Source organism: Chryseobacterium panacisoli, assembly GCF_008274625.1.
GTDB classification, from domain to species: Bacteria; Bacteroidota; Bacteroidia; order Flavobacteriales; family Weeksellaceae; genus Chryseobacterium; species Chryseobacterium panacisoli.
Genome location: NZ_VTRU01000001.1, coordinates 1779061 through 1804419 on the forward strand (window position 1 = coordinate 1779061; position 25359 = coordinate 1804419).

Here is a 25359-nt window from a genome sequence, read left to right on the forward strand (position 1 = left end):
AATACCACTATTTACAATTATTTTAAAAAAAAGAGCCGATTATATAAAAAATAAATCACCATCTTTGATTGAAAGAATGGTGATTTATTTTTTTTTTGAAAATATTAGTTATTATTTTCTTACCCGTTTAGGCTTTTTAGCTTCTTCTTTTGCTTTTTCGTCATCTATAGCTTTTTGGGCTTTATCAAAGAGTTCGCTATCGGCTGTATATTGTATTTCTTCGTTATTCGGTGTATCTACAAGAATATCCTGCCATTTCCGGATCCGGTCTTTGGTATTCCAGTTAAAATCAGGAAATTTCCTTCGTGAAGGCTCTATTTTACTCATTGGGTAGGTGTCTGAATTTGCTCCAATACTGCATGAAATAATCTGCAGGGCTCTTTCTTCAAACAATGCTCCTATAATTCCGCAAGTTGAAAGGGTAATTCCTATTCTTTCCGGTTTTTTGGTTTCCTGATCGGTATCATCTACATAAACGATAGACTGGGCATTTCCAACTACTCTTGCTTCTTTAATATCATTTTTCTCATAATAAACCGTCATAAATTTTCCTTTCACCTGATTGAATTCATCTTTGAGATTCAGTGAATCAACTTTACTGATGGCAAAGGCATTACCGATTACTTTTAATGAGTCTATATCTTCTGTTTTGGTATTAAAGTAAGCTTCTACTTTATCACCGGTAACCTGTTTTTCACCACTCCACAAAATTGGGCTGGTGTACATATGCATGATTCCGTCTGTTTCGTTGAAGGCAATGGAATCTGCTCTTCCCTGTGCATTGGATTTATAAATACGGGCTTTTTTAAAAGCTCTTAAGTAGCTTTTCTTAACTTTGATATCCAGTGAATCCGGTCTCTGATAAGAGATTATTTTTTCTGCTGCAAAATAAATGGAGTCTTTTTCCATTACTTTTACTGCATAGGGGTTTTTCGTCATCATTGCAGAGTCTTTTTTCTCAAAAATTTCCCCGTAGCCTCCTTTTATATATCTTCTTTCGTTTGGATCATCAAGAGTTACATTTCCGGTTGCTTTACCAAATCCTGAAATCTGATTATAATACATATCATCACCGGTAAGGATTTTCTCATTATAAAAGATTCTGGAATTTTTGGTTAGATAAGCTTCCTTAGAATCCATTTTATAGGTTCCTCTTTCAGTATAGATTCTGTTTCGGGGATTGGTTTTGCTGGTAATGGTTGTAGGTCCATTAAAATCTGCAATTTTTGTATTCTGATTCTGCTTGATATTAGGCCCTTCAATGATATACTGAGGTGTTTCTATTTTCACATTTCCTGTAAGGTCAACAACTCTTGTATTGAGGAAGTAAGTTCCTACTTTGGCGTAGGTTACATTCTGACCGTCTGAGATTGTTCCCCCAGTATTAAAATAGGCCTGATTAGCAAGCCTGTCATAATACAGAATATCTGTTTTTATGGTTTGTTTGGGGTCAGTTAAGACCACATTTTTTCTGGCAACACCTTTTTGGGTATTGGCATCATATTCCATTTCTCCTGCTGTGATTACAGAGCCATCTGTATTTTGAAGTCTTGTATTGCCTATTGCTTTTACAAAATTCTCTTCATTATACAGGACGACTTCATCAGCAGTAAGAATGGAGCCCTGATGTTCAATCTGAACATGACCGGTAAAATATTGATTCCCGTCGTATTTTTCAGGGTCTTTCTTAATTTCGTCTGCGTGGATGATCTTTACCTTATCTTCAGGTCTCATCTGTTTAGGCTGGCCTGTTGAAGGATTCTGCAAATACGGATCTCTCTTCACAGGTATTTTATCCTGCGCAAAACTTAGCGTAGAAATAAAGATTAGCAGAAAAAGGATTATTCTCATTAATTAGTCATTCTTAGTGCCATAAAAATATAGCGAATGAGAATCAATTCTTACGCCAAACGCTTCTTCGATGGCTTCTTTGATTCCTTGAATTCTTGGGTCGCAGAATTCAATAATTTCTTCAATCTCTTTATCAGAGTCTTTTTTGTAGATCACCAGGTGGTCATGTTGTTTATCAAAATAAGACTTTTCGTACGATGAAGAGGTCAATGTCTTTTCTCCGAACTGATGCTTACGGATCAAGCCTGCATCAAGGAAAATTTCAATAGTGTTGTAAATTGTTGCTTTGGAAACATGATATTTTTTCTGCATCATCAGAAGATACAGATCATCAACGTTGAAGTGATGATCCATATTATAAATTTCTTCCAATATCGTATATCTTTCAGGTGTGTTTCTGAACCCTTTTTCTAATAAGTAGTTTCTCAAAACATCCTTGATCAAAGCTATATTTTTTTCTTTTTGTACTGTATCCATTAAAAAAATTATCTACAAATTTATTGAATTTTATTTAAATAGATATTATGGTTAATACTAATGGGTTAAGAGTTGTGGCGGAAATATCCGGACTGCTCTATCTTATTATCGTAGACTGTTAATTCTGTGATTGGTGCAGATTCTACTTCAACGTTGTGAGAAGACACACCCCAAGCCTTAAAGTCATCACTTCCGATATACTTCACAAAGTTATAAATGTTAAGAATAATCTTTTGTTTAACAGTTAAAAGGATATCGTTGATATAGGTGTTATCTATGATCACATATTTAAGATCCGGCGGTATCTCATGAGATCTTAAAGAAGGATGGCTGCTTCTTGAAGGAATGGTTCCATCGGCCATTAAATCTTTAAGGACCATATTGAAGTAATCATTGATTCTTCGGTCTACTTTAAATCCTAAAAGGAAGTTGATTTTATATACTGTTCCCGGAAGGATTTCGTCCACTGTATATTTAAAAGTATAGGGATCTTCCTGGTTTACAATACTCAGGATAAAATAGTGATCTGCTCTTTTCGGCTGTTTTTTGATAATGGAATAGATAATTTTTGATTCTACTTCATCATTTCTTTTTGCTCTGCTCAGATAAGCCAGGTTGGTAGCATACTTCGGAATGGTTTCATCCAGTTTCATGTCTTTAAGGATAGACACATATTTTTCTATTTTCACAAACTGGATAAATCTTGTTTTAATCAATCGTCCGTTATACCATGCATACATAGAAAGTCCAATAGAACCAGCCAATACGACTGTAATCCAACCACCTTCCATGAATTTGATAATATTCGCACTGAAGAAACCTAGTTCAATAGCCATGTAAACAAATGCGAAAAATAAAATCAATATTTTGCTTACTCTTTGTTTCAATAGCCAGAATACCAGCAGGATTGTTGTCATCAGCATCGTCACTGTAATGGAAAGTCCATAAGCGGCTTCCATTTTTCCGGATTCCCTGAAATGCAGAACGACAATAATACACAGAATAAGAAGTCCCCAATTGATTCTTGGAATATACATCTGTCCTTTAACTCCGGAAGGATAATCAATTTTTTGATTCGGCCATAAGTTAAGAGACATTGCTTCTGAGAATATGGTAAAAGAACCCGTAATCAATGCCTGGCTGGCAATAATTGCTGCTGCTGTTGCTAAAATTACTCCCGGGATGATCATCCATTCTTCCATAATTCCAAAGAACGGGTTTACTACAGAAAATCCAGGTTTGTTGTAATTAGTTAAAAGCCATGCTCCTTGTCCAAGATAGTTTAGGATAAGCATAACCTTTACAAATCCCCAGCTTACTCTGATATTTTTTGCACCGCAGTGTCCTAAGTCTGAATAAAGTGCTTCTGCTCCTGTTGTACAAAGGAAAACAGCACCTAAAATAACGATTGCACTTGGTGAGTTGACAATAAGTTTGTAGGCATAGTAAGGATTGAAGGATCTTAATATCTCAAAATTTTCGCTCAAGTGCATTACTCCCAAACCGCCTAATACCAGGAACCAGACAACCATTACAGGGCCAAAAAACTTCCCGATAAAGCTGGTCCCGAATTGCTGTACCACAAAAATAACAATCAGAATTCCAATGGTGATAGGGACAACAGGGGTGTGAGGATTATAAATTTCAAGACCTTCAATAGCTGACATTACGGTAAGCGATGGTGTAATTACCCCGTCTGCAATAAGAGCGGCAGCTCCTACAATGGCGATGAGATACAGCCATCCTTTCTTAAGGTTTCTTACTAATGAAAACAAAGCAAGAATACCTCCTTCACCTTTGTTATCTGCTCTTAAAGCAATGATCACATATTTTATTGTGGTCTGCAGGGTAAGCGTCCAAATAATACAGGAGAGCGCTCCCTCTATGTATTCATTGAAAGGCATATTACTACTTCCCGACCTTGCATTCACAATTGCTTTCATTACGTAAAGCGGAGAGGTACCAATATCTCCAAAAACAATTCCTAGAGACACTAAAACTCCAATAAAGGAAAGTTTCTTTATGTCGAAGTGGTAGCCATCTTCTGTAACTTCTGCCATATCAGCTTAATTTATTTTAAAGGCGCAAATTTATACTAATTTTATGACGTCAAGAATTTTTCTTCATGAATATAATAAATGAAAAAACTTCCTTTCGGAAGTTTTTCTCTATAACTATTTTACGTACATCGCTTTTTTGATTTCCTCTTTTACTTTTTCAAGCTTAGGGAACCATTCTGCAAACAATGCTGCAGAGTAAGGTGCAGGTGCATCAGGAGTAGTAATTCTCTTGATAGGAGCATCTAAATAATCAAATGCTTTTTGCTGTACCATATAAGTAATTTCAGAAGATATAGAAGCAAATGGCCAAGCTTCTTCTAAAATAACCAATCTATTTGTTTTCTTCACTGATGCCAGAATGGTATCAAAATCAAGAGGACGAACTGTTCTCAGGTCAATAACCTCTACAGAGATTCCTTCTTTAGCCATATCTTCAGCAGCCTGTAAAGCCAGCTTCATGATCTTTCCAAAAGAAACCAAAGTAACATCTGTACCTTCTCTCTTGATATCTGCTTTTCCTAATGGTAAGTAGTATTCTTCTTCAGGAATTTCCATTTTATCTCCATACATCTGCTCAGATTCCATGAAAATAACCGGGTCATTATCCTGAATTGCGGTTTTCAACAACCCTTTCGCATCGTAAGGATTTGAAGGAACCACTACTTTAAGGCCAGGAATGTTTGCAAACCAGTTTTCAAAAGCCTGAGAATGGGTAGCTCCCAACTGTCCTGCAGAAGCCGTAGGGCCACGGAAAACAATCGGACAGTTCCATTGCCCACCACTCATCTGACGGATTTTTGCAGCATTATTGATAATCTGATCAATTCCTACCAATGAGAAATTGAATGTCATATACTCTACAATTGGTCTGTTACCATTCATTGCAGCACCCACAGCTATTCCTGTAAAACCTAGTTCTGCAATTGGGGTATCGATTACTCTTTTAGGACCAAACTCATCCAGCATTCCTTTTGAAGCTTTATAAGCACCATTGTATTCTGCAACTTCCTCCCCCATTAAAAAGATGGATTCGTCTTTACGCATTTCCTCGCTCATTGCCTGTGCAATTACCTCACGAAAAGTATATTCTGCCATATTTATTCGAAAAATTTAGACTACAAAAATAGTGTTTTTTTATTATACACATCATAAAAAGGCTTCTCATTTGAATGATGAAGTGATAATATTAATTTTATTGAAAACGGTTTTTCTTCGGGATTGCTCAGTTATTGCAGTTTTTCTAAAGCACGAAGAAATTCCCAATCATTCTTTTGAATACAAAAAATGACATCTCATTTCTGAAATGTCATCTAAAATTCTATTTAAACTTAAATTAATTAGCTTTCTCCCAAACCTGGGTTCTTCCTAATAAAGATAATCCTAAGTAACCTCTTACGTTCAGTTTATCACCGCTTCTTGTAATGGTACATTTATAAGTTTTTCCTGTTTTAGGATCAGTAATTGTTCCTCCGGTGAACTCATCACCGTCTTTTTTCAATCCTCTGATGATCTCTAATCCTAAAATGGGTTTTCCTTTTCTGTCATCCTTACAAGCTGTACAGTTTGGATCAGCAGGTTTTATCAGCAATTGGGAAACTTTCCCATAATATTTGCCGTCTGATTTTTTGTACACTTCAACAATAGATTTTGCCTGTTTTGTTTCATCATCTATTGTTTTCCACTTACCTTCTATCTGTGCAAATGTAAGCACACCGCAAAAAGAAAGCGCGAACGTTAACAATATTTTTTTCATATTTCTTATAGTTTTAATTTTTATACAATATTCTTATCTACGTATTGATAAAAATATAAATTAATTTTCAACGAACAAAAACTTTTGTTATACAAAGCATAAAGAGGTGTATAAAAATAAAAAAGCTCATTCACAGCTTATCCTTTCTGTCTTAATTGAGCTTTCTGTTAATCACTCTATCCATATAATCCTGATACCAGGCTTTTGCGGTTTTCTTTCCAGCTTCAACTTCAGGGTTTTTAACCTCATTTAGAAGGTTTTTTTCAAGGCTTAGATCGGATTGAGCATAGACTCCGATGATTTCTTTTCCGTCAAAGCGATAAATATAGTTTCCAATCATGAACTGATCTGTACTTCCATCCGAATTTACGACTATGAAAGGATATTTCTTATTGCTTACCAAACTTCTGCCCCAGCTTCTGATTGGTTTGTTGTATCCTATAAGATCCGCCAATGTAGGATAGATATCTGCCTGTTGTGCTATTTCCTGACTGACTCCTTTTAACTGATATTCAGGATTCGGAGAATAGAAAATCAATGGGACCGCATAACGGTTCATCGCTCTCTCGTATTCCGGATAATACACCTGATTGGTATGATCTCCGGTAAAAACAAAGATCGTATTGTTATACCAGGGCTGTTTTTTAGCCGTTTCAAAATATTGTTTGATCGCATAATCTGTATACTGCATCGGCTCATGTATTTCAATTTTCCCTTTTTTGAATTTACCGTTATATTTTTCAGGTATTTTAAAAGGATGATGTGATGATGCCGTAAATACAGTAGTCATAAAAGGTTGTTTCTTTCCTACATTTTTAGCAAAATACTGAAGGAAAGGTTCATCCCATATCGCCCACATTCCATCGAAGTCTTCATCATGATTGTATTCTGTTTTTCCGAAATAATGTTTAAATCCTAAAATATTTCCAAATCCAAGGAATCCCATAGAACCATTCGGTGCTCCATGATAAAAAGAAGTATCATACCCCAGATCATTACAAACAGACACAATAGACTGAATTTTCTGGTTGGAATAAGGCGATCCGGTAAAGGCATCCGTAAGACTCGGAATTCCGGCTAAAACACTGCTCATCCCATGAATTGACTGTCTTCCATTTGCGAAAGTATTGGGAAAAATAAGACTCTGGCCAGCAAGGCTATCTATAAACGGAGTGTAAGAAACGTAATCCTTAATATTTTTATCTTTATTAAAAGCACCGGAATATTCTCTCCCGAAAGACTCTACAATGAAAATAACAATATTGGGACGGTTTTCAACTTTTCTGTCATATACTTTATAAGGCTGTACATTTTCTTCAATATATTTTTGATCCACAAAATGAACTTCCTTAAAATTATTGGTATTCAAAGTCCTGAAAAAGGAGAATGTACTGTTGAGTACCATATTTCCCTGCAATGGATTTGTTACAAAACGGGTAGCATCTACCATATTAATAGGTCTGGTACTATGTTTAAAATCGCCTCTGATTCCTCCCACAACCAAAACTGCAGTGATGCACAAAGTAATAATGGACGTAATAAAATAAGGAAGCAGCTTCACAGGCTTAACATCTTCTACTTTTATTCTTTTGTAAAGGAAAACCCACAATCCCATTAAAACAACAAACCAAATCAACACAAAAGGATGCTCTCCTACGGAAATCATCAGCGTTTGGGAAACATTGGATTCATGTTCAGCCACCTGAAATACGGCAGAGGTAAGTCTTGCCTGTGAGAATTTATAGTAAATAAAATCCCCGAAATTCATGGCATAAGCAATCCCGTTGGTGATAAAATACAGCCAAAAGAGAATTTTCTGAAAAACCTTTTTTGTATTGATCACCAAAGGCAATAGACTAAGGAGTATAAACAAGGCATTGACATATAAAATAGCTGTGGTATCGAAAGCTGTACCATGGAAGGCAAGCTTTATATATTCTGAAACAGAGTCAACTTTAATCAGATCTTTATTAAAATACCAGAATAAAAGTCTGGCAATCTGATAAAAAAAATAGGCCAAAAAAATCCTGTAAACCAATGCCAGAACTTCCTGTTTTCTCAATCCTTTTAAAAATTTCATGGAGCAAATTTACATCAAAATCACTTTAATGCATTTTTTAGTGCAGATTATTTTGAGTTAGAATTTCTAAAAACTGTAATTTTGTGGTTATGAATTTTATAAAGAATAATCTGGCCAATGCCTTAACCCTGGCTAACTTATTTGCAGGCTGTATAGGAGCAATACATCTAATTTTAGGAGATTATCAGACGACTGCAATCTGCCTTATTCTCTCTTCGATTTTCGATTTTTTCGACGGCTTTGTAGCGAGAGCATTAAAATCAAATTCCAATCTGGGGCTTCAGCTGGATTCTCTTGCGGATATGGTAAGCTTTGGAGTAATTCCCGGACTTACGATGTATAAAGCTCTTGAGCCTTTTGGTGCTGAGCTTCTTGGCATCCACTTTCCGTTTGAAATCAAGTATCTCGGATTGATTGTTACCGTATTTTCATGCCTGAGACTTGCTATCTTCAATCTTGATGAAGAGCAGCGTTATTATTTCAAAGGATTGAATACGCCTACCAATACTGTTTTACTGTTTGGTCTCTACTATGCGTTTAAAGAAACCGGAACTTTTAGCTTTTTGTTCGATAATGAACTATTGCTGATTTTACTGACTCTTCTTACGTCATGGCTTCTGATCAGCCCGATTAAAATGATGGCCATGAAATTCAAATCCAAACAATTAAAAGACAACTATCCTAAAGTAGTATTACTGGTAGGAGGAATTACCATTCTTGCGATATTCCAGGTTGTAGGAATCCCAATGCTCGTTATTTATTATATAGTAGTCTCCCTTGTTTTTCAGGGACAGTTAAAATAGAAATTAAAGAATTTACATAAGGTTTTTATCACCTTATTTTAAGTAAAACACATTTTCAAATTATTAATGATCAACATGAATTTAAAACTCCATAAACCACTTTGTATTTTTGACCTTGAAACAACAGGAACCAACATCGGAAAAGACAGAATTGTTGAAATCTGCATCTTAAAAGTAAATCCTGATGCCTCCAGAGAAAGCAAAACATGGCGCGTCAACCCGGAAATGCTTATTCCTAAAGAAAGCAGCGAGATTCACGGAATTTATGATGAAGACGTAAAAGACGCCCCTACCTTCAGAGATATTGCTTCTAAAATTATGGAAATGATTACCGGAAGTGATCTGGGAGGATTTAACTCCAACAGATTTGATGTTCCGCTTTTGGCTGAAGAACTTTTAAGAGTAGGAATGGATTTTGATCTGAGTAAATTCAGATTGGTAGATGCACAGACTATTTTCCACAAGAAAGAACCCAGAAACTTAGGAGCTGCTTACCAGTTTTACTGTGGAAAAACACTGGAAAATGCCCATTCTGCAGAAGCTGATGTAATGGCAACCTTTGAAGTTCTGGATGCACAAGTAGGAAAATATGATGATATTCCGAATGAAATAGCACCGCTAAGCGAATTTACATTCCATAATAAGAATGCAGATCTTGCCGGATTTATAGGATATAATGAAAAAATGGAAGAAGTTTTCAACTTTGGAAAATACAAAGGCCAGGGAGTGAAAGCCGTATTTCAAAAAGATTTAGGATATTTCGGATGGCTTCAGAATGCTGACTTTCCGTTGTATACGAAGAAGGTTTTTACAAAAATTCAACTTTCAAGCAGATTTTAAAGATGTCTGAACTGATTCGTTTTAAATTTTATGAGACTGCCCTTGAAGCTAACAGGGACAAACAGATACTGTCTGAAAACGGCATCAACAGCTTTATTGCCAATGAGCAGCTCATTCAGTCGGATTGGCTTCTGTCGCAGGCGGTAGGCGGTATACAGCTTCAGGTGTTTGAAGAAGATCTGGAAAAAGCCAAGCAGGTATTACAGGATTATAAGGACAATGAACAGTATTCGCTGGAAGTAGAGCATACCATTGAAGATCCTGAATTTGATTTTGTTTGCCCGAAATGTGGCTCCAATCATATTTACAGGGACGACAGTGCAACCAGCTTCTTTGGAATTTCTATTCTGACAAGTCATAAGTTCAAATGCTATTATTGCGGGAATGAATTCACTCATTAAAGCTTAAAATGATTAAAAAGATTGGAAAAATTTCACTCATCATTGTTCTTGGCTTCCTCGTTTTCATAATAGGAAAGTTCTTATTAGTGTGGAAAAGTGTAGAAATAGATAACAGTCTGAGCCAAAAGCATCTTTTCAAAGCATTTGACACACAAAAACAGCAAACACTTTGGGACACAGAAGATATTAAGTCCAATGATTTCAAAGTAAAAACGGAAACCAATGATCTAAGCCCGGAAATGTACTGGTGTTCTATCCATAAAGATCCAATATTGACCGTAAGGCTTTATGCCGGAGATGGCTACAGTGGCGGTGGCTATGAAATTAATATTTTGCAGAACAGATATAAAATTTCACCGTATTCATATACAGACAATATCAAGCCTTTTGATTTTTTGAATACGGGAAAATATTATAAAGTTTTGGACACTAAACTTATTCTGAATAAGGAATCTTATCAAAAAGGAGACAGTATCTTCGGATATACCGAACTTAAAATTCAAGAAGGATACGGCCCTGAAAAATATATAATAGAAGGAAAAGGATATTTTAAAGGTATAGTAAATTAATCAATCAATAATGTTATGAAAATAATCTGCATAGGAAGAAACTATAGTGAACACGCAAAAGAATTAGGAAATGAAATTCCTGAGAATCCTGTTATTTTTATGAAACCGGATACAGCAGTTCTGAAAGGAAACGATTTTTATATCCCTGAGTTTTCAAATGATATTCACTACGAGCTTGAAGTCGTATTAAAAATTTCAAAAGGGGGAAAATATATTCAGAAAGAAACAGCGAACAAACATTATGAAGAAATAGGTCTGGGAATAGATTTCACAGCCAGAGACCTTCAGAGTGAGCTAAAATCAAAAGGACTTCCTTGGGAGCTTGCCAAAGGTTTTGATGGTTCTGCTGTGGTAAGCAGTTTCTTTAAAAAAGACAGCTTTACTCTTGATCATCTTCAGTTTTCATTATTACAAAACAAAGAAAAGGTACAGGATGGCAATACAAAAGATATGATGTTCAATTTTGATGATATTATTGCCTTCGCCTCTCAGTATTTTACATTAAGAGTAGGTGACCTTATCTTCACAGGAACTCCAAAAGGAGTTGGAAAAGTAGAAGAAAATGACATTCTGGAAGCCTATCTCGAAGAGGAAAAAATCCTTGATATCCGAATATTATAAGTATTTAACATCAAAGTTTGGTAAATTTTTCCTATCTTTAGGTAACAAAATTAGAGGTTATGATAAATATTGTATTACCCGTAGATTTTGGGGACAAGACAGACCAATTGGTAGACGGTGCCATAAAATTTGCAAAACAGCTTAACGGCAGAATTTACCTTATCCATGTAGCGCCATCAGATATCGGCTTTGCCATTGGTGATATGGGATTTCAATATTTTCCGGAAGTGGAAGCCAATGAAATCAGAGAAGAGCTGGTGCAGCTTAATAAAATTGAGCAGAGAATCATCGCTCATGATATTGATTGTGAGCACCTTTTAAAACAAGGACTTGCCAAAGATATTATCCTGGAACATGCAAAGGAAAAAAATGCAGATTATATTGTGATGGGATCACACGGCAGAAGCGGAATTTATGATGTATTCGTGGGAAGTTTAACCAAAGGAATCACGAAAAGTTCAAGTATTCCTGTACTGGTACTTCCAATTCACGACTAAGAAAAAGAAATTTTAATCGTTAGTAATAAAAAAACCGATCAGAGCATATTGTCTGATCGGTTTTTTACTATATAACCAATTAATTAACCTTCTTTTTTGTAGATATTCGGATCGTAGTAAGGATTCTTACCTTCCGTTGGAGAATAATAGTCTTTGTCTTTGTCTCCACCTAATGTTACTACAAGTACATAGCACCAATAAGTAAATAATACACAGCAAACTGCAAATAAAATCCAGTTTAAAACATTACCAAAAGTATCAAAGAAACCGAAAGTCCATTTGAAAACTTTACTTAAGAATAGAAAGAAAGACGTCATTATTTTCCTTTTTTAAATTAACTTTGTACAAATTTATAAAAAATGTTTAAATTACTTTCAAAAGAAAGCAATATTTTTTCAATTCCTGTTTATATTGGTTTTCTTCTTTTAGTAGTCGTAATATTTAACATACTGAATTTCAACACATATGAAGCCATTGTTGCCGGGATAACTTTTCTGGGAATTGCTTTGGGATATTTTTGTTTTCACAGTATTGCCCTTAATTATCAGACTCATCTTCCATTATTTCTATATACTTTTTTCATTTTCGGGCTGTATCCCGGAAATCTGGATATAGGGATTGCTGTTTCGCTGCTTACGAACTCTTTTCTTATCCTTCTCCTGACAAGTGCGGATGAAGATATCAGAAAGAAGTCGTATGTATTGGTAGGAGCTATTGTGGCATTGAACTTTATTTTCCTTCCTACCACCTGGCCGATGGCTGTTTTTGTGATCATTCACGTGATTGCTACCTCTGCCAAAATCACGTTGAACCTATTCAGATTCCTGCTGGGGATTGTTCTGATTACCTTCAGTTATTTCTCTGTGATGTATTTTGTTCAGTTCACTTCCTGGAATATAGATTATTTCCCGTTTGGAAAGATGAAACCTGTAACGGATTATACGGAGCTTCTGCCACTGATTCCTGTGGTTTTGATGCTTATTTATGCGGTATATGACCATTTTAAAAACTATAATAAGAAAAGCCCGATAAGCAGGTATAAATATACTTTCCTGCTGGTTTTTTCGATGGCACAGCTTGTTTCCATCATCCTGTATATGAATAAGAGCTATGAATATCTGCTGCTTCTGGCATTTCCTTCAAGTATTATTCTGAGCAGAATGATGAGATTTTTACCTAAATACTGGATGCGTGAAGCCAGTGTATGGCTTATTATTATTAGCTTACTGACCTTTAAAGCAGGTACAGTTTTTGATTTATTTTAAAAAATTATGATTCAGATAGACGATAAATTGATTTCAGAGGAAATTTTTTCCGAAGAATTTGTTTGCAACCTTACGAAATGTAAAGGTGCATGTTGTGTGGAAGGAGATGTAGGAGCTCCGTTGGATAAAAACGAGCTTGAGATATTGGACAGTATTTTTGATAAAATAAAACCTTACCTTACTCAGGAAGGCATCAAAGCCCTTGAAGAACAGGGAACATGGACTACTGATCCGCACGACGGAATGTATGTTACTCCTATGGTGGAGAACCGCGAATGTGCTTATGTAACGTTTGACGAAAAAGGGATTACCAAATGTGGTATTGAAAAAGCCTATGAAGATGGTGCTGTAGACTGGCAGAAACCAATTTCCTGCCACCTGTACCCTATTCGTGTTACAGAATATTCTGCATTCACTGCTTTGAATTATCATGAATGGAATGTATGCAGCGATGCATGTACACTTGGAAAAGAACTTCAGGTTCCTGTCTATAAGTTTTTAAAGACTCCATTAATCAGAAAATATGGTGAAGAATTCTACAATGTTCTGAGTGGGGCTGCTGACGAATGGAAAAAGGAATATGGTTCTTAACCGATCAGGATTTGAATGAAATAACAAAAACCGCAGATAAATCTGCGGTTTTCTTATTGTAAGTAAAAAAGTATGACTAGTTGGCTGTTCCTACTTTTACAGCAGTTACCTCTGCTTTCTTAGGTTCATCCTTTTTAGCATTTTCCCAACCGTCTTCCGGCATCAAAGTGGCTACAATTCTACCTTTTGTAAGGTATTTTTTAGCAACGTCCTGAAGATCCTTTACAGTAAGTGCTTTTACTTTTTCCTGGTAATTCAGGATGTCATATTTATCACTTCCGTCTAACTGGTTTTTAGCGATAGCATTCATCCAGAACATATTATCTTTAAGTTCTGTTTTATTGTCATTATATTCTCCTTCTTTGTATTTATCCAGATCTTTCTGCTCAGGACCGTTATCAATCAGCTTCTGAAGCTCGGTAATAGCACTTTTTGTCAGTTTATCTGCATTTTCCGGGCCACAAGGAAAGTTAATTCCAAAGCTGTAAGTACCGTAAGGAACTTTGTTCATTCCTCCTCTTGCCCCTCCGCCGTAGATACCGCTTTCGTCTTCTCTCAATTTCTCGATGACCTTGATGGTAGCTACTTCTCCAAGAGCCGATAATGCCAAAGCGTCTTTTTCGTTGTAAGGAGCTTCTCCACTATATGAGATAGATACCATACTTTTAGGATCTTTTCCTTTTTTATACACTTTTGTATAATCTCCGGTCATTGTTCTGTATCCGGTATCTTTAAAAATGGTAGCTTTTCCGGATGATGGTAAGCTTGCAATATACTGAAGGACTTCATTTTTAAACTTCGCTTCGTCAATATTTCCTACAAAATAGAACTGAAAGTTTCCGGCATTGGCAAATTTTTCCTTATAGATATCGTATGCTTTTTTATAGTCTGTATTCGCCCAGTCTTTTTCCATTGGGAACACCCCAATAAATCTAGGATTCTTCTGGTTCATGAATTTTGCATGCTCATTAGAGAAATAAGCCTGAGGATTAGACAACAGGTTATTCAGCATTGCAGACTGTTTTTCTTTATATGCATTGAAGGAAGCGGGATTATAATTTAAGTTTGTAAAATAAGCATACATAAGCTCCATGGCTGTTCCTAAATCTTTTTGTGTGGTTCTTCCGGAAACACCTTCAAAAAGAGAGGTTACCATTGGATTTACACTCACCTGTTTACCTGCAAGATAGTTAGTAAGATCTGCTTTAGAGAATCCCCCCACTCCGGCTTCTGCTAATGCAGAGAATGCAAACTGTGTCTTATTATAATCAACATCCGGAATAAGAGAACTTCCTCCTAAGCTTCTTGCAGTAAATACAATTTCATCGTCTTTGAAGTCAGTTTTCTTGAAAGTCACTTTAGCACCGTTGCTTAATGTCCAGGTTGTTGTTCCCAGTTTGGCATCAGTTTCTGTTTTAGCAATTTTTCCTTCAGATTTGAAAGGTTTTACTAAGTTTTTGATCGTAGCCTTTTCTTCATAAGGTTTCAGATCAGCCATTTTTACAGCTTCAAATGTATTCATAACCATGGCTTCTGTAGGCATAGCTACATTATCTTTCTTAGGTCCCGTGATTACAATGACCCTGCTGTCATCTTTCACCATTTTCTTGATGATTTCGTTGGTCTGGGCAAGGGTAACAGATGGCAGGAAAGACTTGGTATCTTCATATTCCCATGCAATTCCAGGCATTGGTTCCTGCTCCAGGAAGTTTCTTACATACTCATCTACAAGCATGTCACTTTCTGTTTTATCTTTGTTATTATAAGATCTTTCAAGATTGGAAAGCACCTGAGATTTTGCTCTGTCAAGTTCAGACTGTGTAAATCCGAATCTTTTTGCTCTTTCAACCTCTTCCAATAAAACTTTCAATGCATTCAGCTGGTTTCCTTCTTTCACCATGGCAAATCCCTGGAAAGCTTCCTTCCTTCTTGCATAGGTTCCTCCGTGGTATACTGATCCGAAAGTAAAAGGTGGATTGGTAGAGTTGATCAGTTCTCTCAGCCTGTTGTTCAGCATCGTTGTTGAAAGATTTTCTATAAGACTCTGGTTGTACTGTTCTACTGTTACATCCGGCTTGTAGGCATCAGCATCTTTCATGATAAACTGTACCATAGAATTGGTAGCATCAGGATCTGTTTCAATCGCTACCAGCGTCTCTTTATGATTCGGAAGATCAAAAGATTTTCTTTCTCTTGGTTTTGAAGGGTTTTTATATTTACTGAAGTTATCCTTAATCTTTTTCTCAATTTCATCCACGTTGATATCTCCTACCACGATGATGGCCATCAGATCCGGTCTGTACCAGTCCTGATGGAATTTTCGGATAACATCCGGTTTGAAATTTTCCAATACTTCTTTTTTACCGATTGGAAGTCTTTCTGCGTATTGAGATTTGTATAAAAATTTCGGAAGGTATTTATCCATCATCCTTTTATCAGCTCCAAGACCTAATCTCAGCTCTTCCAATACAACACCTCTTTCTTTATTGATCTGTTCATCAGAAAGGGTTGCATTAAAGGCCCAGTCTTCCATTACTTTCAGCCCGGAATCCAGATTGCCTGGTTTATCCAATGGAACAGGAAGCATGTAAACCGTCTCGTCAAAGCCGGTGTAAGCGTTAAGGTGTTGTCCGAATTTTACTCCGATAGACTGTAAAAAGTCTACTAATTTATTATCTGGAAAATTTTTGGTTCCGTTGAAGTTCATGTGCTCCATAAAGTGAGCCAATCCTCTTTGATTTTCATCTTCAAGAATAGATCCGGCATTGATTGCCAGACGGAAATCTACTTTTTTCTCAGGTAATGTGTTTTTTTTGATGTAGTACTTCATTCCGTTGGAAAGGGTACCAATTCGTACAGAAGGATCCACTGGGATATTCTGTCCGAAAGCATTTGCTGACATCAAAAAGATGGCCGCAAATGAAGATAAGACTTTTTTCATGGTATTTGATTTTTATTTACAGCTTAAAACTACCATTTATTCACAATGTGAAGAAATTACAAAATCCGTTTTATAGTTAAATTTGAGTTAAAGTTATTGATATACTAAAAAAACCGGGCAATACCCGGTTTTAATATCTTAAAAAGCAATTTTCTATTTAAAATCAGCATCCGTAACTCCGGAGTTGATCACAATTTTGGTCGTTTTAATTGTCATTTTCTGACCTCCACCTTCAGCATCTACTTCGGCAGGGAACTGTATTCCATCTACGGTCATATAGCTTTTGATGGTAGCATTTCCTTCTCCTGCATTGGTTTTATACAAAAGTCCTGTTCCTGCATCGAAATAAAATTTTCCTTTATCTGAAGACAATACATTATAGTCTTTTCCGTCTAATTTTTCTGTGGATACATTTGGAAAATTAGAAGCATCAAAAGCTAAAGCATCAATTGGCTTTCCTTTTTTCAGCTCAGCAATCTTATCAGCAGGAATATCTGTTTTATTTCCCATCTGATCAAAGTATCCTTTCTCACCGTCAAAAAGCTGAATCATCTCTTTTCCCATCAGCGATTGTACAGACTTGAATTTATTTCCTAATTTTTTAGTAGTCATTTGAATTTCCATTCCCTGCACAGAAACTGTGTTATCAGTAATGGTGGATTTTACAGCTTCCAATTTATCTTTTCCTCCTAATGCTTTGAAATAATTATCAACAACTTCTTTAGGGGTCAGTTTAGATTTTACAGCTTCTGTTTTAGTTACTACGGCTGCTTTTTTCTGAGCGGCTGCCGGTACTGAGAAAAGTACAGCACAGAAAAACGGTATGATGATCTTTTTCATATTTATAATAAAGTTTAAAGGGTAAATATAGGAATATTGACGGACATACGGATAAATAATGAGCAATGAGCAGTTAGTAATGAGTAACAATTGATAGATGATCGATGATGAATGGTAAATATAATGATTGGTTAAGCTTTATGTATGGATACAAAAAAACCGCCAAAAAATTGACGGTTTTCAAATATTTATATCTGAGTATAATTATTTCTTAAGTTCTTCTAAAAATTCGTCGTGAGAAATTTTAGTTTCTTTTTTGCTTGCTTTTTCAAGAATTACATCTTTCAATTTAGCCATAGCTACTTCAGAAGAAATTTGTCTTACCTGCTCCTGGTCTTTCAACATTTCAACAGCATATTTCTGGATTTCTTCATCACCTAGATGGTGGATTCCGTAGATTGCCAATTGATTCTTCACTAACTGCTCAGCCTGAGCCAATACATCAGCATAGTCAAGGTTGATTTCGTTTTCAGTCATCAATTTACCTTCGATGATCTGGTATTTCAGCTGGTTTTTCTCAGCTTCAAGAATTTCCTGAGCTTGTGCTTCAGACTGAATGTTCTGGTTAGAGAATAATAACCACTTCACAAGGAACGTTTCAGGAAGTTTCACTTCTTCTTTATCTGTTACCTGCTCTAATACTTTATTCACAAAGTGAACATCAGCATTTTGCTGGAAGTACTCATCTAATTCAGTTTTCACTTTATCTTTAAGCTCTTCTTCAGTCTTGATATTTCCTTCTCCGTATACTTTGTCGAATAAGTCCTGGTTTAGCTCAGCTAAGTTTAATGAATAGAAGTCTTTTACTTTTACTTCTAATTCATTGTGGTGTAGGTGCTCTACTTCTTCTTTGCTGAATCCTAATTCTTTAGCTAATTCTTCGTCCCCTGCAAGAGTTTCTTTTGTTACTTTTACAGATCCTTCCATTTTCAAACCTTTTACCAATTTGAAAGCTTCTTTGTTTTCAGCTGTAATGGTAAGGTTTTTTGGGTGGTGGTGATGCTCTCCTTCAGCATCTTCTTCCACAACCTGAGAAACTTCTAAAGCGATGTAAGAATCTTTAGTGATTTTATCTTGAGGAACCTGCTCAGCGAAACGCTTCTGCATGTTTTCAATGCTCTTGCTGATTTCTTTATCAGAAGCTTCTACTTTGTAGTGAGGCGCTTCATATTTAGCTAAATCTATACTGAATTCAGGCTCATATCCAACTTCGAAAGCAACTTCTAATTGATCAGCATTGTAATCTAATTCGTTTACTGGCTGAGGAACAGGCTGACCAACTAATCTTAATTTGTTTTCATTAACATAGTTGTTTAAAGCATCAGAAACTTGTCTGTTGATTTCTTCAAATGCAATACCTGCTTCATATTGTTTTTTAACCATACTCAAAGGCACTTTCCCTTTTCTGAATCCAGGAACTTGCGCATTTTTAGCATAATTAATCAACTGCTTCTCTACTTTTTCTTTGTAGTCAGATTTTTCCAATGTTACTGTAAGCAATGCACTTACGTCATCATGGTTTTGTGCGGTAACCTTCATTATTGATTAAAATTTTAGGTTGCAAAAATATGAATTTTTTATGAAAATCACCCATTTAAAATCAACTTATAACGCCAAATATTGTTAAATAAAAAACCACCGGAGAATTCCGGTGGTTCAAACAAGATTAAAGGTATATTAATTAATAATATTATAGTTGGCCTGTGCATCAGTTTCACCTCCTGTATGAGTTCCATAAATCACTCCGTTTCCGCTTACAGCAGAAGCTTCAGAAACAGTTACCGGTTCATGGAATAATGTAAGAACCAGCTGACTAGATGCAGAAGCATTTTTTACAGCGGTATTGACTACCCATTTTGTTTTCAACCCAACACGGTTTCCGTCTCCTCTTGTGAAATCATCTGTACGCGTCAAAGTAATATCGGAGTTGGGAAAGTTGTATACCAGAAAATGCGCATCTTTTGCATCTATAATTTCCTGGGTAGCATCTTCGTCACCATTTTTGAAGATAACTTCTACATTATAGGTATGCCCATTGATTAATTTAACATTAGGATTGGTTGTACTATTCACTTGGTAGTCATATACAACAGGAGCTCCACCGGCAGCATCTGTTACTCTTAAGAGAACATCTGAAAGTTCTTCCTGAGGAAGATCATCTGCTTCATCATCGCTTCTGTTACATGAAGTTAAGCTTAAAGAAACAGCTAAGAATAAAAGTCCTAAGATAAGTTTTGTATTTTTAAAAATATTTTTCATGTTTTTGATTTTAAGTAATTAAAATTGATATTTAAGAGTTAAAATAAAGTTTCTTCCCATCTCGTTGGAAAAGAAACGAAGCCTGTTCAGATAATCTCTGTAAGACTTATCGAATACATTTCGAACTGAAAAATCAATTCCGAAATTTTTAGACAGATTTACCCCTGTCTGAAGGTTCCAAAGGGAATATCCGCTTGGTGGTGTAGAAATATCTACTTCTTCATTGTAAGCATTTCCGTCTGAATCAAATAATCTGATAGGAACGTTATAAGTCGGAAATCTTGTTTGTTTTAAATAAGTATTATTACTTACTGTAAAATAAAAGCCTTTCCATTCTTTTTTATTGAATTCCAATGAATTATTAAAATTCGGAGGCATCATAAGAATAAGTGGTACATCGTGAGTTGTATCCTGGCCATAAACATAGGATCCGCTTCCTTTGTAGGTCAGATTATCTGTAATTTTAAGCTGGGCATCAATATCTAATCCATACATTTTAGCATTGATCTGCTGATAGTTATATACTACAAAAGCTCCACCCCACTGTGTATTCTGATATCCTGTAGGAATCTGATTGATGAAATTCTGAGTATAAAAGAAGTAAGGGTTCACTGAAATGTTTAATCCTTTTAAGACATTTGCTTTTACATCTGCAACTAAATTAAACTGGTTTCCCGTTTCATTCTTCATTCTCATATCTCCCCTTTCAATAATGGCTGCAGAATGGTGAAGTCCGTCTGCAAAAAGTTCTGCAACATTCGGAGATCTTGAAACTCTGGCGTAATTGAATTTCAGGTCAAAATATTCAGATGGATGATAAACAATACCTCCGTTTACTGAAATATTATTATAACTTAAAGAGGGTTTTGTAAGAATTCTGTTTTGGTTTATTCTTACTACAAAGTCCGAATAATCTGCGGCATACTGCTTATTCCAGTCGCTCAGATCATACCATTTCGTTACATCATAATGATCATAGTCGTATCTTCCTCCCAATTCAATATCCAATTGAGGTGCAATTTTATATTTTAATACAGAATAAATTCCTGCATAATATCGGTCATAATTCGGAACAAGGCGTCTTGCCTCCGTCTGAGTATTGGAATAGTTATTTTGATACCCTGCATTAATTCCTGTTTCAAGATTCCAATTTCCTCTTTCTATCAGATGATTCACGTTCAGATCATTGGTGATCAGTTCAAGATCCAATGCAGGTTTTTTACTAAGCTCTTCCGTACGTCTGATATCATATTCTTTTCTATGATTGTACTGAAAGCTGTAAGTAGCCGTTATTTTTCCGAAATTTTCAAATCTTTTGTAAGCTGAAACTTTAGCAATATGATGCTCAATTTCCTGTTTAGGATTATCAATATCATAACTAAAATCTCTTTGGTAGATTGGTTCTGATGAAGTAAGAGCATTACGCAGATCTTCTGAATTTCCCACATGAGAGCTTCTAAGGATTCCCACTGTACTCTTTGTCAGATAATAATCAAAAGAAAACCCTTTTTCAAATGTCATTTTCTGTACACCAAAATTAAATCCGGAACTTTCAAGCCCTGTATTCATCAAACCATAATCCGGAGCTTCAAGATCGCCCAGTTTTTTATAGCTTCCATTGGTTTTTATGGCCCAGCCGTTTTCCCAGGTTTTTGCAAGTTTTACATTAAGGTCAGCTCCTCTTCCGTTAGAAATCCCTGAAAGAGAAACAGTTCCCATAATAGTATCTTTTTTAGGCAAGACCTGAGGCTGTAAAACAACAACTCCGCCTACAGCTCCTCCTCCATATTTCAAAGCAGACGCTCCTTTTATTACATCAATATGTTCAAAATTATTAACATCTACATTGGGCGCATGCTCCACTCCCCATTCCTGTTCAGCTAATTTCACTCCATCATTCAGAATAGAAACCCTACTTCCATAAAGCCCATGGATAATAGGTTTTGCAATATTATTTCCCGTCTTAAGAACGTTAACACCGGAAATATTAGTGAGCAGATTCCCAAGGTTTTCGGTAATATTTCTTGAAATCATTGATTTATCAATGGTTTTCACAACCATACTTCCGTTGTTCTTATGGCTTCCATGAATGGTAACGGTTTCAATATCCTTGATGTGGTGTTCAAGCGTAATTACCAGCTGAATATCCTGATCAACTCCTATATTTTCAGTATAATCATCACAATCAGGATGCTGTGCAATGAGTGTATACTTCCCTGCAGGAATCTTATCAAAAGAAAATTTACCTTTCTTGTTGGTTTTAGTTGTAAAGTTCCCGATTTTAATGACCGCATTTTCCAGCAGTGTTTTATCATGAAAATCATGAACGGTTCCTTCTACAGTATAGTTTTTTTGTGCACTTATAAATACTGATCCACAAAAGATCAGCAGCAGGCAATATATCAATTTCATTGTAAATAGATTGATTACGCACCCTTTTCAACAGGGTACATTTTTCGTTAAAATTTATGGAAAAGGGTAAAACGTATGTTGTGCAAAGTAAAATGTATTAATGATGAGAAGTTAGAGGTCAGTAATTGAACATTATTTAAAATATTAATTACAAACTATCCGTTGTGTTCCAACAACTTTGAACTTTAAACCTAAAACTTTAAATTTTAAGCATTAAACATTGAACTTTAAAGCATCAAACTTTAAAACCCTATAGAATCTGTGAATTATGAAATTGCGGGAGGCCCCCGAAGCTGAAAAGTGAATTTGGTCTGAGACCAGATTTTCTCCTGGATGGCGATGATTTGTTTTACCTCATGGCTGTAATGCTCAAAAGTAAAACTGAATTCTTCAGGAGCTAATGTATGTCCGGTAACCAAAAAGTGGCAGGCCAGACAGTCGCCAGCTTTCTCTTTAGTAACTGCTTTCGTCACCGTGTTCTCTGTTTTTTTAAGATTGAAAGCCTTAAAATAATCTACAGCATCGTGATGGTGAAAGCTCTGAGAAAGCAGCGCGAGGAAATATACTCCAAACAATAGCTTGGAGATAAAACTCTTTAGGTTTCTGCTTTCTTTAAAAATCATGGTTCAAAATTATGAAAATAATTTAATTGTTTCCTTAAACTTTTATTAAATTACTTGTAACTATAGATAATAAGTACAAATGAACAGGATATTGTTACAAAAAAAATGCTTCATAATTTTTAATTGATGAAGCATTTCTATTTTATTTAATCAAGCTGGGTACCAAGATATTCCCACTCCTGCAGAGCTGTATCCAGCTCTTCCTTAGTTTTATTATATTTTTCTAAGGTTTCATCTGAAGGATTTTCTTTGGCAAAAGAAGCTTCCATTTCCTCTATTTTTATTTCAAGCTCAGAAATTCTTTCTTCTACTTTCTTGATTTTATTCTGAATATTTTTCTGCTCTTTGCTAACGATATTTGAAGATTGGGTGCTAACAGCCGGTTTTTCTTCTACTTTCTTAGGTTCTACCTTTACTTCCTGATGAAGTTTGGCTTTTTCTGCCGAAATCTCTCTGATCGTTTCTTTTTGTCTGTACTCAAGATATTCATTGATGTCTCCAAGGAATTCTTTCATTTTCCCGTCACGGAATTCATAGATCTTATCACAAAGTCCCTGAAGGAATTCCCTGTCGTGCGAGATGACAATTAAAGTACCTTCAAAATTCTGCAATGCAAGCTTAATAATTTCCTTAGACTGAATATCAAGGTGGTTGGTAGGCTCATCCATGATCAACGTGTTGAAAGGACGAAGTAACAGTTTACAAAGTGCCAGACGGTTTCTCTCTCCTCCGGAAAGTACCTTTGTTTTTTTGGAAACAGCATCTCCCTGGAAAAGGAAAGATCCTAATAAATCTCTTACTCTAGGTCTTGTTTCTTCTGTTGCGGCATCTTCCGCTTCTTCAAGAACCGTTTTATTAGGAGTTAAAACCTCCTCCTGATTCTGTGCGAAGTATCCGATATTAACGTTATGTCCAAGATTCCAGGCTCCTGAATAATCTTTGATATCTCCTGCTAAAATTTTAGCCAAGGTTGTTTTTCCCTGTCCGTTTTGTCCCAGCAAAGCAATTCTGTCTCCTCTCTGAACGATGAAATCTACATCATCAAAGATTTGTTTCTGTCCGTAAGCTTTTCCAAGGTTTATCGCTTCAAAAATCACTTTCCCAGGAACCATAGACTGTACGAAACGGATATTGAATTTTGAAACGTCTTCATTATCAACTTCGATACGTTCTATTTTATCTAATTTCTTAATAAGTGACTGCGCAAAAGATGCTTTTGTAGCACTTGCACGGAACTTATTAATATTATCTTCCATCTGCTTGATCTCCGCATCCTGATTCTTTTTAGCCTGAATCAGCTTTTCACGGCGATCTTCTCTCATGACAAGATATTTGGTATAGTTGGCTTTATAGTCGTCAACCTTTCTGTTATTAATATCAAAAGTACGGTTACAAACAGCCGTCATAAACTGCTTATCGTGACTTACAAGGACAATAGCTCCCGGATAATCTCTCAGGAAGTTTTCAAGCCAGATGATAGATTCCATATCCAGGTGATTGGTAGGCTCATCGAGAAGCATAATATCATTCTTCTGAAGAAGTAATTTTGCCAATTCGATTCTCATTCTCCACCCTCCTGAAAATTCATCAGTAACCTTTTGGAAGTCGTCTGCTTTAAATCCTAAACCAAACAACACTTTTTCCATGTCGCCTTCAAGATTGTAGGCATCGTGGTTCATTAAAAGGTCATTCAGCTCGGTCATTTTATTAATCAAATCCGTATAGGAATCACTTTCGTAATCTGTTCTTACAGCCATTTGGTGATTCACTTCTTCAAGCTCATTTTTCCAGGCATTAATCTGCTCGAAAGCCTGCATTGTTTCGTTCCAGACCGTTCTTCCTTTTACAAAATCAAGATCCTGCTTCAGGAAACCAATGGTAACGCTTCCTTCCATCACAACCTCTCCTTCGTAGAAGTTAATTTCTCCGGACAGCATTTTCAATAAAGTGGATTTCCCTGCTCCATTCTTTCCTACGAGACCAACTTTATCATCTTTTTTGATGGTAAAATTGACATTTTGAAATAAATAATTTCCTGAATGATGTAATCCTAAACTTTGAACCGAAAGCATTGTAGTTAATAATTAGTAATGAATAATAAATTTTCGGGTGCAAAAATACGGAAAAAGAACTGAATAGCCCAGAAATAAAAAAAGCTGTCCAAAACGGACAACTTTCTTTTGGATATGAATTGATTCTATAAGGTCTTATCCCGGAGTAAGCGGCGGGGTTTTCTGCCCTGCTTCTACCATAGCAATCATTTCTACAAGGGTTGCTTCAGCTTCTTTATATTTCACCTGTCTGATCCCATGGTTGGAACCTATTGCAACTTGTAATTCATTCAAAGTCTTAGCTTCAGACATTGTAATGGGTTTACTTCCATTTTTAATACTGATTTGGTATTCACAAGTGTCTAACAATTTGTTTGCTTTTTTAAGCCATTCTGAAACTTTCATAATTATCTTGTTTTTGGTGT

23 protein-coding genes are annotated in these 25359 nt (G+C 35.8%); 8 read left to right on the forward strand and 15 right to left on the reverse strand.

Features of this window, described 5'->3' with window-relative positions:
* Nucleotides 1-111: 111 nt before the first annotated feature.
* The 6 genes from FW781_RS08005 to FW781_RS08030 all read right to left on the reverse strand — a co-directional run bounded on the left by FW781_RS08005 (nucleotide 112) and on the right by FW781_RS08030 (nucleotide 8221).
* Entirely contained in the window at nucleotides 112-1851 is a 1740-nt protein-coding gene (locus tag FW781_RS08005; RefSeq protein ID WP_149386928.1) for an OstA-like protein, read from the reverse strand.
* 3 nt (nucleotides 1852-1854) lie between these two features.
* Nucleotides 1855-2328, reverse strand: a complete 474-nt coding sequence (locus FW781_RS08010; protein ID WP_047386665.1) for a Fur family transcriptional regulator — start codon at nucleotides 2326-2328, stop codon at nucleotides 1855-1857.
* 65 nt (nucleotides 2329-2393) lie between these two features.
* Nucleotides 2394-4388 (reverse strand): KUP/HAK/KT family potassium transporter, encoded by a 1995-nt coding sequence (locus FW781_RS08015; RefSeq protein WP_149386929.1) that lies wholly within the window; start codon nucleotides 4386-4388, stop codon nucleotides 2394-2396.
* Nucleotides 4389-4502: 114 nt separating this feature from the next.
* Nucleotides 4503-5483, reverse strand: a complete 981-nt coding sequence (locus tag FW781_RS08020; protein ID WP_047378880.1) for a pyruvate dehydrogenase complex E1 component subunit beta — start codon at nucleotides 5481-5483, stop codon at nucleotides 4503-4505.
* Between the two features lie 238 nt (nucleotides 5484-5721).
* Nucleotides 5722-6141 (reverse strand): DUF2147 domain-containing protein, encoded by a 420-nt coding sequence (locus tag FW781_RS08025; protein WP_149386930.1) that lies wholly within the window; start codon nucleotides 6139-6141, stop codon nucleotides 5722-5724.
* 151 nt (nucleotides 6142-6292) lie between these two features.
* Complete coding sequence (locus FW781_RS08030; protein WP_149386931.1) at nucleotides 6293-8221, reverse strand: LTA synthase family protein; 1929 nt, start codon at nucleotides 8219-8221, stop codon at nucleotides 6293-6295.
* An 89-nt stretch (nucleotides 8222-8310) separates the two neighbouring features.
* Here FW781_RS08030 and FW781_RS08035 point away from each other — a divergent pair, with 89 nt between their 5' ends.
* The 6 genes from FW781_RS08035 (at nucleotide 8311) to FW781_RS08060 (ending at nucleotide 11952) form a co-directional block, all read left to right on the forward strand.
* A complete protein-coding gene (locus FW781_RS08035) occupies nucleotides 8311-9024 on the forward strand; it encodes a CDP-alcohol phosphatidyltransferase family protein (RefSeq protein WP_149386932.1) in 714 nt (237 codons plus the stop codon).
* 75 nt (nucleotides 9025-9099) lie between these two features.
* Complete coding sequence (locus tag FW781_RS08040; RefSeq protein WP_047378883.1) at nucleotides 9100-9864, forward strand: 3'-5' exonuclease; 765 nt, start codon at nucleotides 9100-9102, stop codon at nucleotides 9862-9864.
* A 2-nt stretch (nucleotides 9865-9866) separates the two neighbouring features.
* On the forward strand, nucleotides 9867-10265 hold the full coding sequence (locus FW781_RS08045) for a putative signal transducing protein (protein WP_149386933.1): 399 nt from the start codon (nucleotides 9867-9869) through the stop codon (nucleotides 10263-10265).
* A gap of 8 nt (nucleotides 10266-10273) precedes the next feature.
* Nucleotides 10274-10834 (forward strand): hypothetical protein, encoded by a 561-nt coding sequence (locus FW781_RS08050; protein WP_149386934.1) that lies wholly within the window; start codon nucleotides 10274-10276, stop codon nucleotides 10832-10834.
* 15 nt (nucleotides 10835-10849) lie between these two features.
* Nucleotides 10850-11455, forward strand: a complete 606-nt coding sequence (locus FW781_RS08055; RefSeq protein WP_149386935.1) for a fumarylacetoacetate hydrolase family protein — start codon at nucleotides 10850-10852, stop codon at nucleotides 11453-11455.
* Nucleotides 11456-11514: 59 nt separating this feature from the next.
* Nucleotides 11515-11952 (forward strand): universal stress protein, encoded by a 438-nt coding sequence (locus tag FW781_RS08060; RefSeq protein ID WP_149386936.1) that lies wholly within the window; start codon nucleotides 11515-11517, stop codon nucleotides 11950-11952.
* An 83-nt stretch (nucleotides 11953-12035) separates the two neighbouring features.
* On the opposite strand, the gene FW781_RS08065 is transcribed toward FW781_RS08060, so the two are convergent.
* Complete coding sequence (locus tag FW781_RS08065) at nucleotides 12036-12269, reverse strand: DUF6341 family protein (RefSeq protein ID WP_047386641.1); 234 nt, start codon at nucleotides 12267-12269, stop codon at nucleotides 12036-12038.
* Between the two features lie 42 nt (nucleotides 12270-12311).
* On the opposite strand from FW781_RS08065, the gene FW781_RS08070 reads away from it, so the two are divergent.
* On the forward strand, nucleotides 12312-13217 hold the full coding sequence (locus FW781_RS08070) for a DUF6427 family protein (RefSeq protein WP_149386937.1): 906 nt from the start codon (nucleotides 12312-12314) through the stop codon (nucleotides 13215-13217).
* A gap of 6 nt (nucleotides 13218-13223) precedes the next feature.
* Nucleotides 13224-13808 (forward strand): DUF3109 family protein, encoded by a 585-nt coding sequence (locus FW781_RS08075; protein WP_047378893.1) that lies wholly within the window; start codon nucleotides 13224-13226, stop codon nucleotides 13806-13808.
* 76 nt (nucleotides 13809-13884) lie between these two features.
* On the opposite strand, the gene FW781_RS08080 is transcribed toward FW781_RS08075, so the two are convergent.
* The 8 genes from FW781_RS08080 to FW781_RS08115 form a co-directional block, all read right to left on the reverse strand.
* Nucleotides 13885-16749 carry a M16 family metallopeptidase gene (locus FW781_RS08080; protein WP_149386938.1) on the reverse strand — a complete coding sequence of 955 codons (2865 nt, stop codon included), beginning with the start codon at nucleotides 16747-16749 and terminating at the stop codon, nucleotides 13885-13887.
* A gap of 153 nt (nucleotides 16750-16902) precedes the next feature.
* A complete protein-coding gene (locus FW781_RS08085) occupies nucleotides 16903-17589 on the reverse strand; it encodes a hypothetical protein (RefSeq protein WP_149386939.1) in 687 nt (228 codons plus the stop codon).
* A gap of 204 nt (nucleotides 17590-17793) precedes the next feature.
* On the reverse strand, nucleotides 17794-19128 hold the full coding sequence (locus tag FW781_RS08090; protein WP_149386940.1) for a trigger factor: 1335 nt from the start codon (nucleotides 19126-19128) through the stop codon (nucleotides 17794-17796).
* A gap of 138 nt (nucleotides 19129-19266) precedes the next feature.
* Nucleotides 19267-19848 (reverse strand): hypothetical protein, encoded by a 582-nt coding sequence (locus tag FW781_RS08095; protein WP_149386941.1) that lies wholly within the window; start codon nucleotides 19846-19848, stop codon nucleotides 19267-19269.
* An 18-nt stretch (nucleotides 19849-19866) separates the two neighbouring features.
* Nucleotides 19867-22260, reverse strand: a complete 2394-nt coding sequence (locus FW781_RS08100; protein ID WP_149386942.1) for a TonB-dependent receptor — start codon at nucleotides 22258-22260, stop codon at nucleotides 19867-19869.
* A gap of 266 nt (nucleotides 22261-22526) precedes the next feature.
* Nucleotides 22527-22883: a hypothetical protein gene (locus tag FW781_RS08105; protein WP_172625684.1), complete on the reverse strand. Its 357-nt coding sequence runs from the start codon at nucleotides 22881-22883 to the stop codon at nucleotides 22527-22529.
* Nucleotides 22884-23029: 146 nt separating this feature from the next.
* A complete protein-coding gene (locus tag FW781_RS08110) occupies nucleotides 23030-24955 on the reverse strand; it encodes an ABC-F family ATP-binding cassette domain-containing protein (protein WP_149386943.1) in 1926 nt (641 codons plus the stop codon).
* Nucleotides 24956-25090: 135 nt separating this feature from the next.
* Nucleotides 25091-25339 carry a hypothetical protein gene (locus FW781_RS08115; RefSeq protein ID WP_149386944.1) on the reverse strand — a complete coding sequence of 83 codons (249 nt, stop codon included), beginning with the start codon at nucleotides 25337-25339 and terminating at the stop codon, nucleotides 25091-25093.
* Nucleotides 25340-25359 lie beyond the last annotated feature (20 nt).

What these genes read in the sequence shown, in the direction of transcription:
- FW781_RS08005 (WP_149386928.1), bottom strand. Translation starts at nt 1,851, where the DNA reads ATGAGAATAATCCTTTTTCTGCTAATCTTTATTTCTACGCTAAGTTTT.
- FW781_RS08010 (WP_047386665.1), bottom strand. Translation starts at nt 2,328, where the DNA reads ATGGATACAGTACAAAAAGAAAAAAATATAGCTTTGATCAAGGATGTT.
- FW781_RS08015 (WP_149386929.1), bottom strand. Translation starts at nt 4,388, where the DNA reads ATGGCAGAAGTTACAGAAGATGGCTACCACTTCGACATAAAGAAACTT.
- FW781_RS08020 (WP_047378880.1), bottom strand. Translation starts at nt 5,483, where the DNA reads ATGGCAGAATATACTTTTCGTGAGGTAATTGCACAGGCAATGAGCGAG.
- FW781_RS08025 (WP_149386930.1), bottom strand. Translation starts at nt 6,141, where the DNA reads ATGAAAAAAATATTGTTAACGTTCGCGCTTTCTTTTTGCGGTGTGCTT.
- FW781_RS08030 (WP_149386931.1), bottom strand. Translation starts at nt 8,221, where the DNA reads ATGAAATTTTTAAAAGGATTGAGAAAACAGGAAGTTCTGGCATTGGTT.
- FW781_RS08035 (WP_149386932.1), top strand. Translation starts at nt 8,311, where the DNA reads ATGAATTTTATAAAGAATAATCTGGCCAATGCCTTAACCCTGGCTAAC.
- FW781_RS08040 (WP_047378883.1), top strand. Translation starts at nt 9,100, where the DNA reads ATGAATTTAAAACTCCATAAACCACTTTGTATTTTTGACCTTGAAACA.
- FW781_RS08045 (WP_149386933.1), top strand. Translation starts at nt 9,867, where the DNA reads ATGTCTGAACTGATTCGTTTTAAATTTTATGAGACTGCCCTTGAAGCT.
- FW781_RS08050 (WP_149386934.1), top strand. Translation starts at nt 10,274, where the DNA reads ATGATTAAAAAGATTGGAAAAATTTCACTCATCATTGTTCTTGGCTTC.
- FW781_RS08055 (WP_149386935.1), top strand. Translation starts at nt 10,850, where the DNA reads ATGAAAATAATCTGCATAGGAAGAAACTATAGTGAACACGCAAAAGAA.
- FW781_RS08060 (WP_149386936.1), top strand. Translation starts at nt 11,515, where the DNA reads ATGATAAATATTGTATTACCCGTAGATTTTGGGGACAAGACAGACCAA.
- FW781_RS08065 (WP_047386641.1), bottom strand. Translation starts at nt 12,269, where the DNA reads ATGACGTCTTTCTTTCTATTCTTAAGTAAAGTTTTCAAATGGACTTTC.
- FW781_RS08070 (WP_149386937.1), top strand. Translation starts at nt 12,312, where the DNA reads ATGTTTAAATTACTTTCAAAAGAAAGCAATATTTTTTCAATTCCTGTT.
- FW781_RS08075 (WP_047378893.1), top strand. Translation starts at nt 13,224, where the DNA reads ATGATTCAGATAGACGATAAATTGATTTCAGAGGAAATTTTTTCCGAA.
- FW781_RS08080 (WP_149386938.1), bottom strand. Translation starts at nt 16,749, where the DNA reads ATGAAAAAAGTCTTATCTTCATTTGCGGCCATCTTTTTGATGTCAGCA.
- FW781_RS08085 (WP_149386939.1), bottom strand. Translation starts at nt 17,589, where the DNA reads ATGAAAAAGATCATCATACCGTTTTTCTGTGCTGTACTTTTCTCAGTA.
- FW781_RS08090 (WP_149386940.1), bottom strand. Translation starts at nt 19,128, where the DNA reads ATGAAGGTTACCGCACAAAACCATGATGACGTAAGTGCATTGCTTACA.
- FW781_RS08095 (WP_149386941.1), bottom strand. Translation starts at nt 19,848, where the DNA reads ATGAAAAATATTTTTAAAAATACAAAACTTATCTTAGGACTTTTATTC.
- FW781_RS08100 (WP_149386942.1), bottom strand. Translation starts at nt 22,260, where the DNA reads ATGAAATTGATATATTGCCTGCTGCTGATCTTTTGTGGATCAGTATTT.
- FW781_RS08105 (WP_172625684.1), bottom strand. Translation starts at nt 22,883, where the DNA reads ATGATTTTTAAAGAAAGCAGAAACCTAAAGAGTTTTATCTCCAAGCTA.
- FW781_RS08110 (WP_149386943.1), bottom strand. Translation starts at nt 24,955, where the DNA reads ATGCTTTCGGTTCAAAGTTTAGGATTACATCATTCAGGAAATTATTTA.
- FW781_RS08115 (WP_149386944.1), bottom strand. Translation starts at nt 25,339, where the DNA reads ATGAAAGTTTCAGAATGGCTTAAAAAAGCAAACAAATTGTTAGACACT.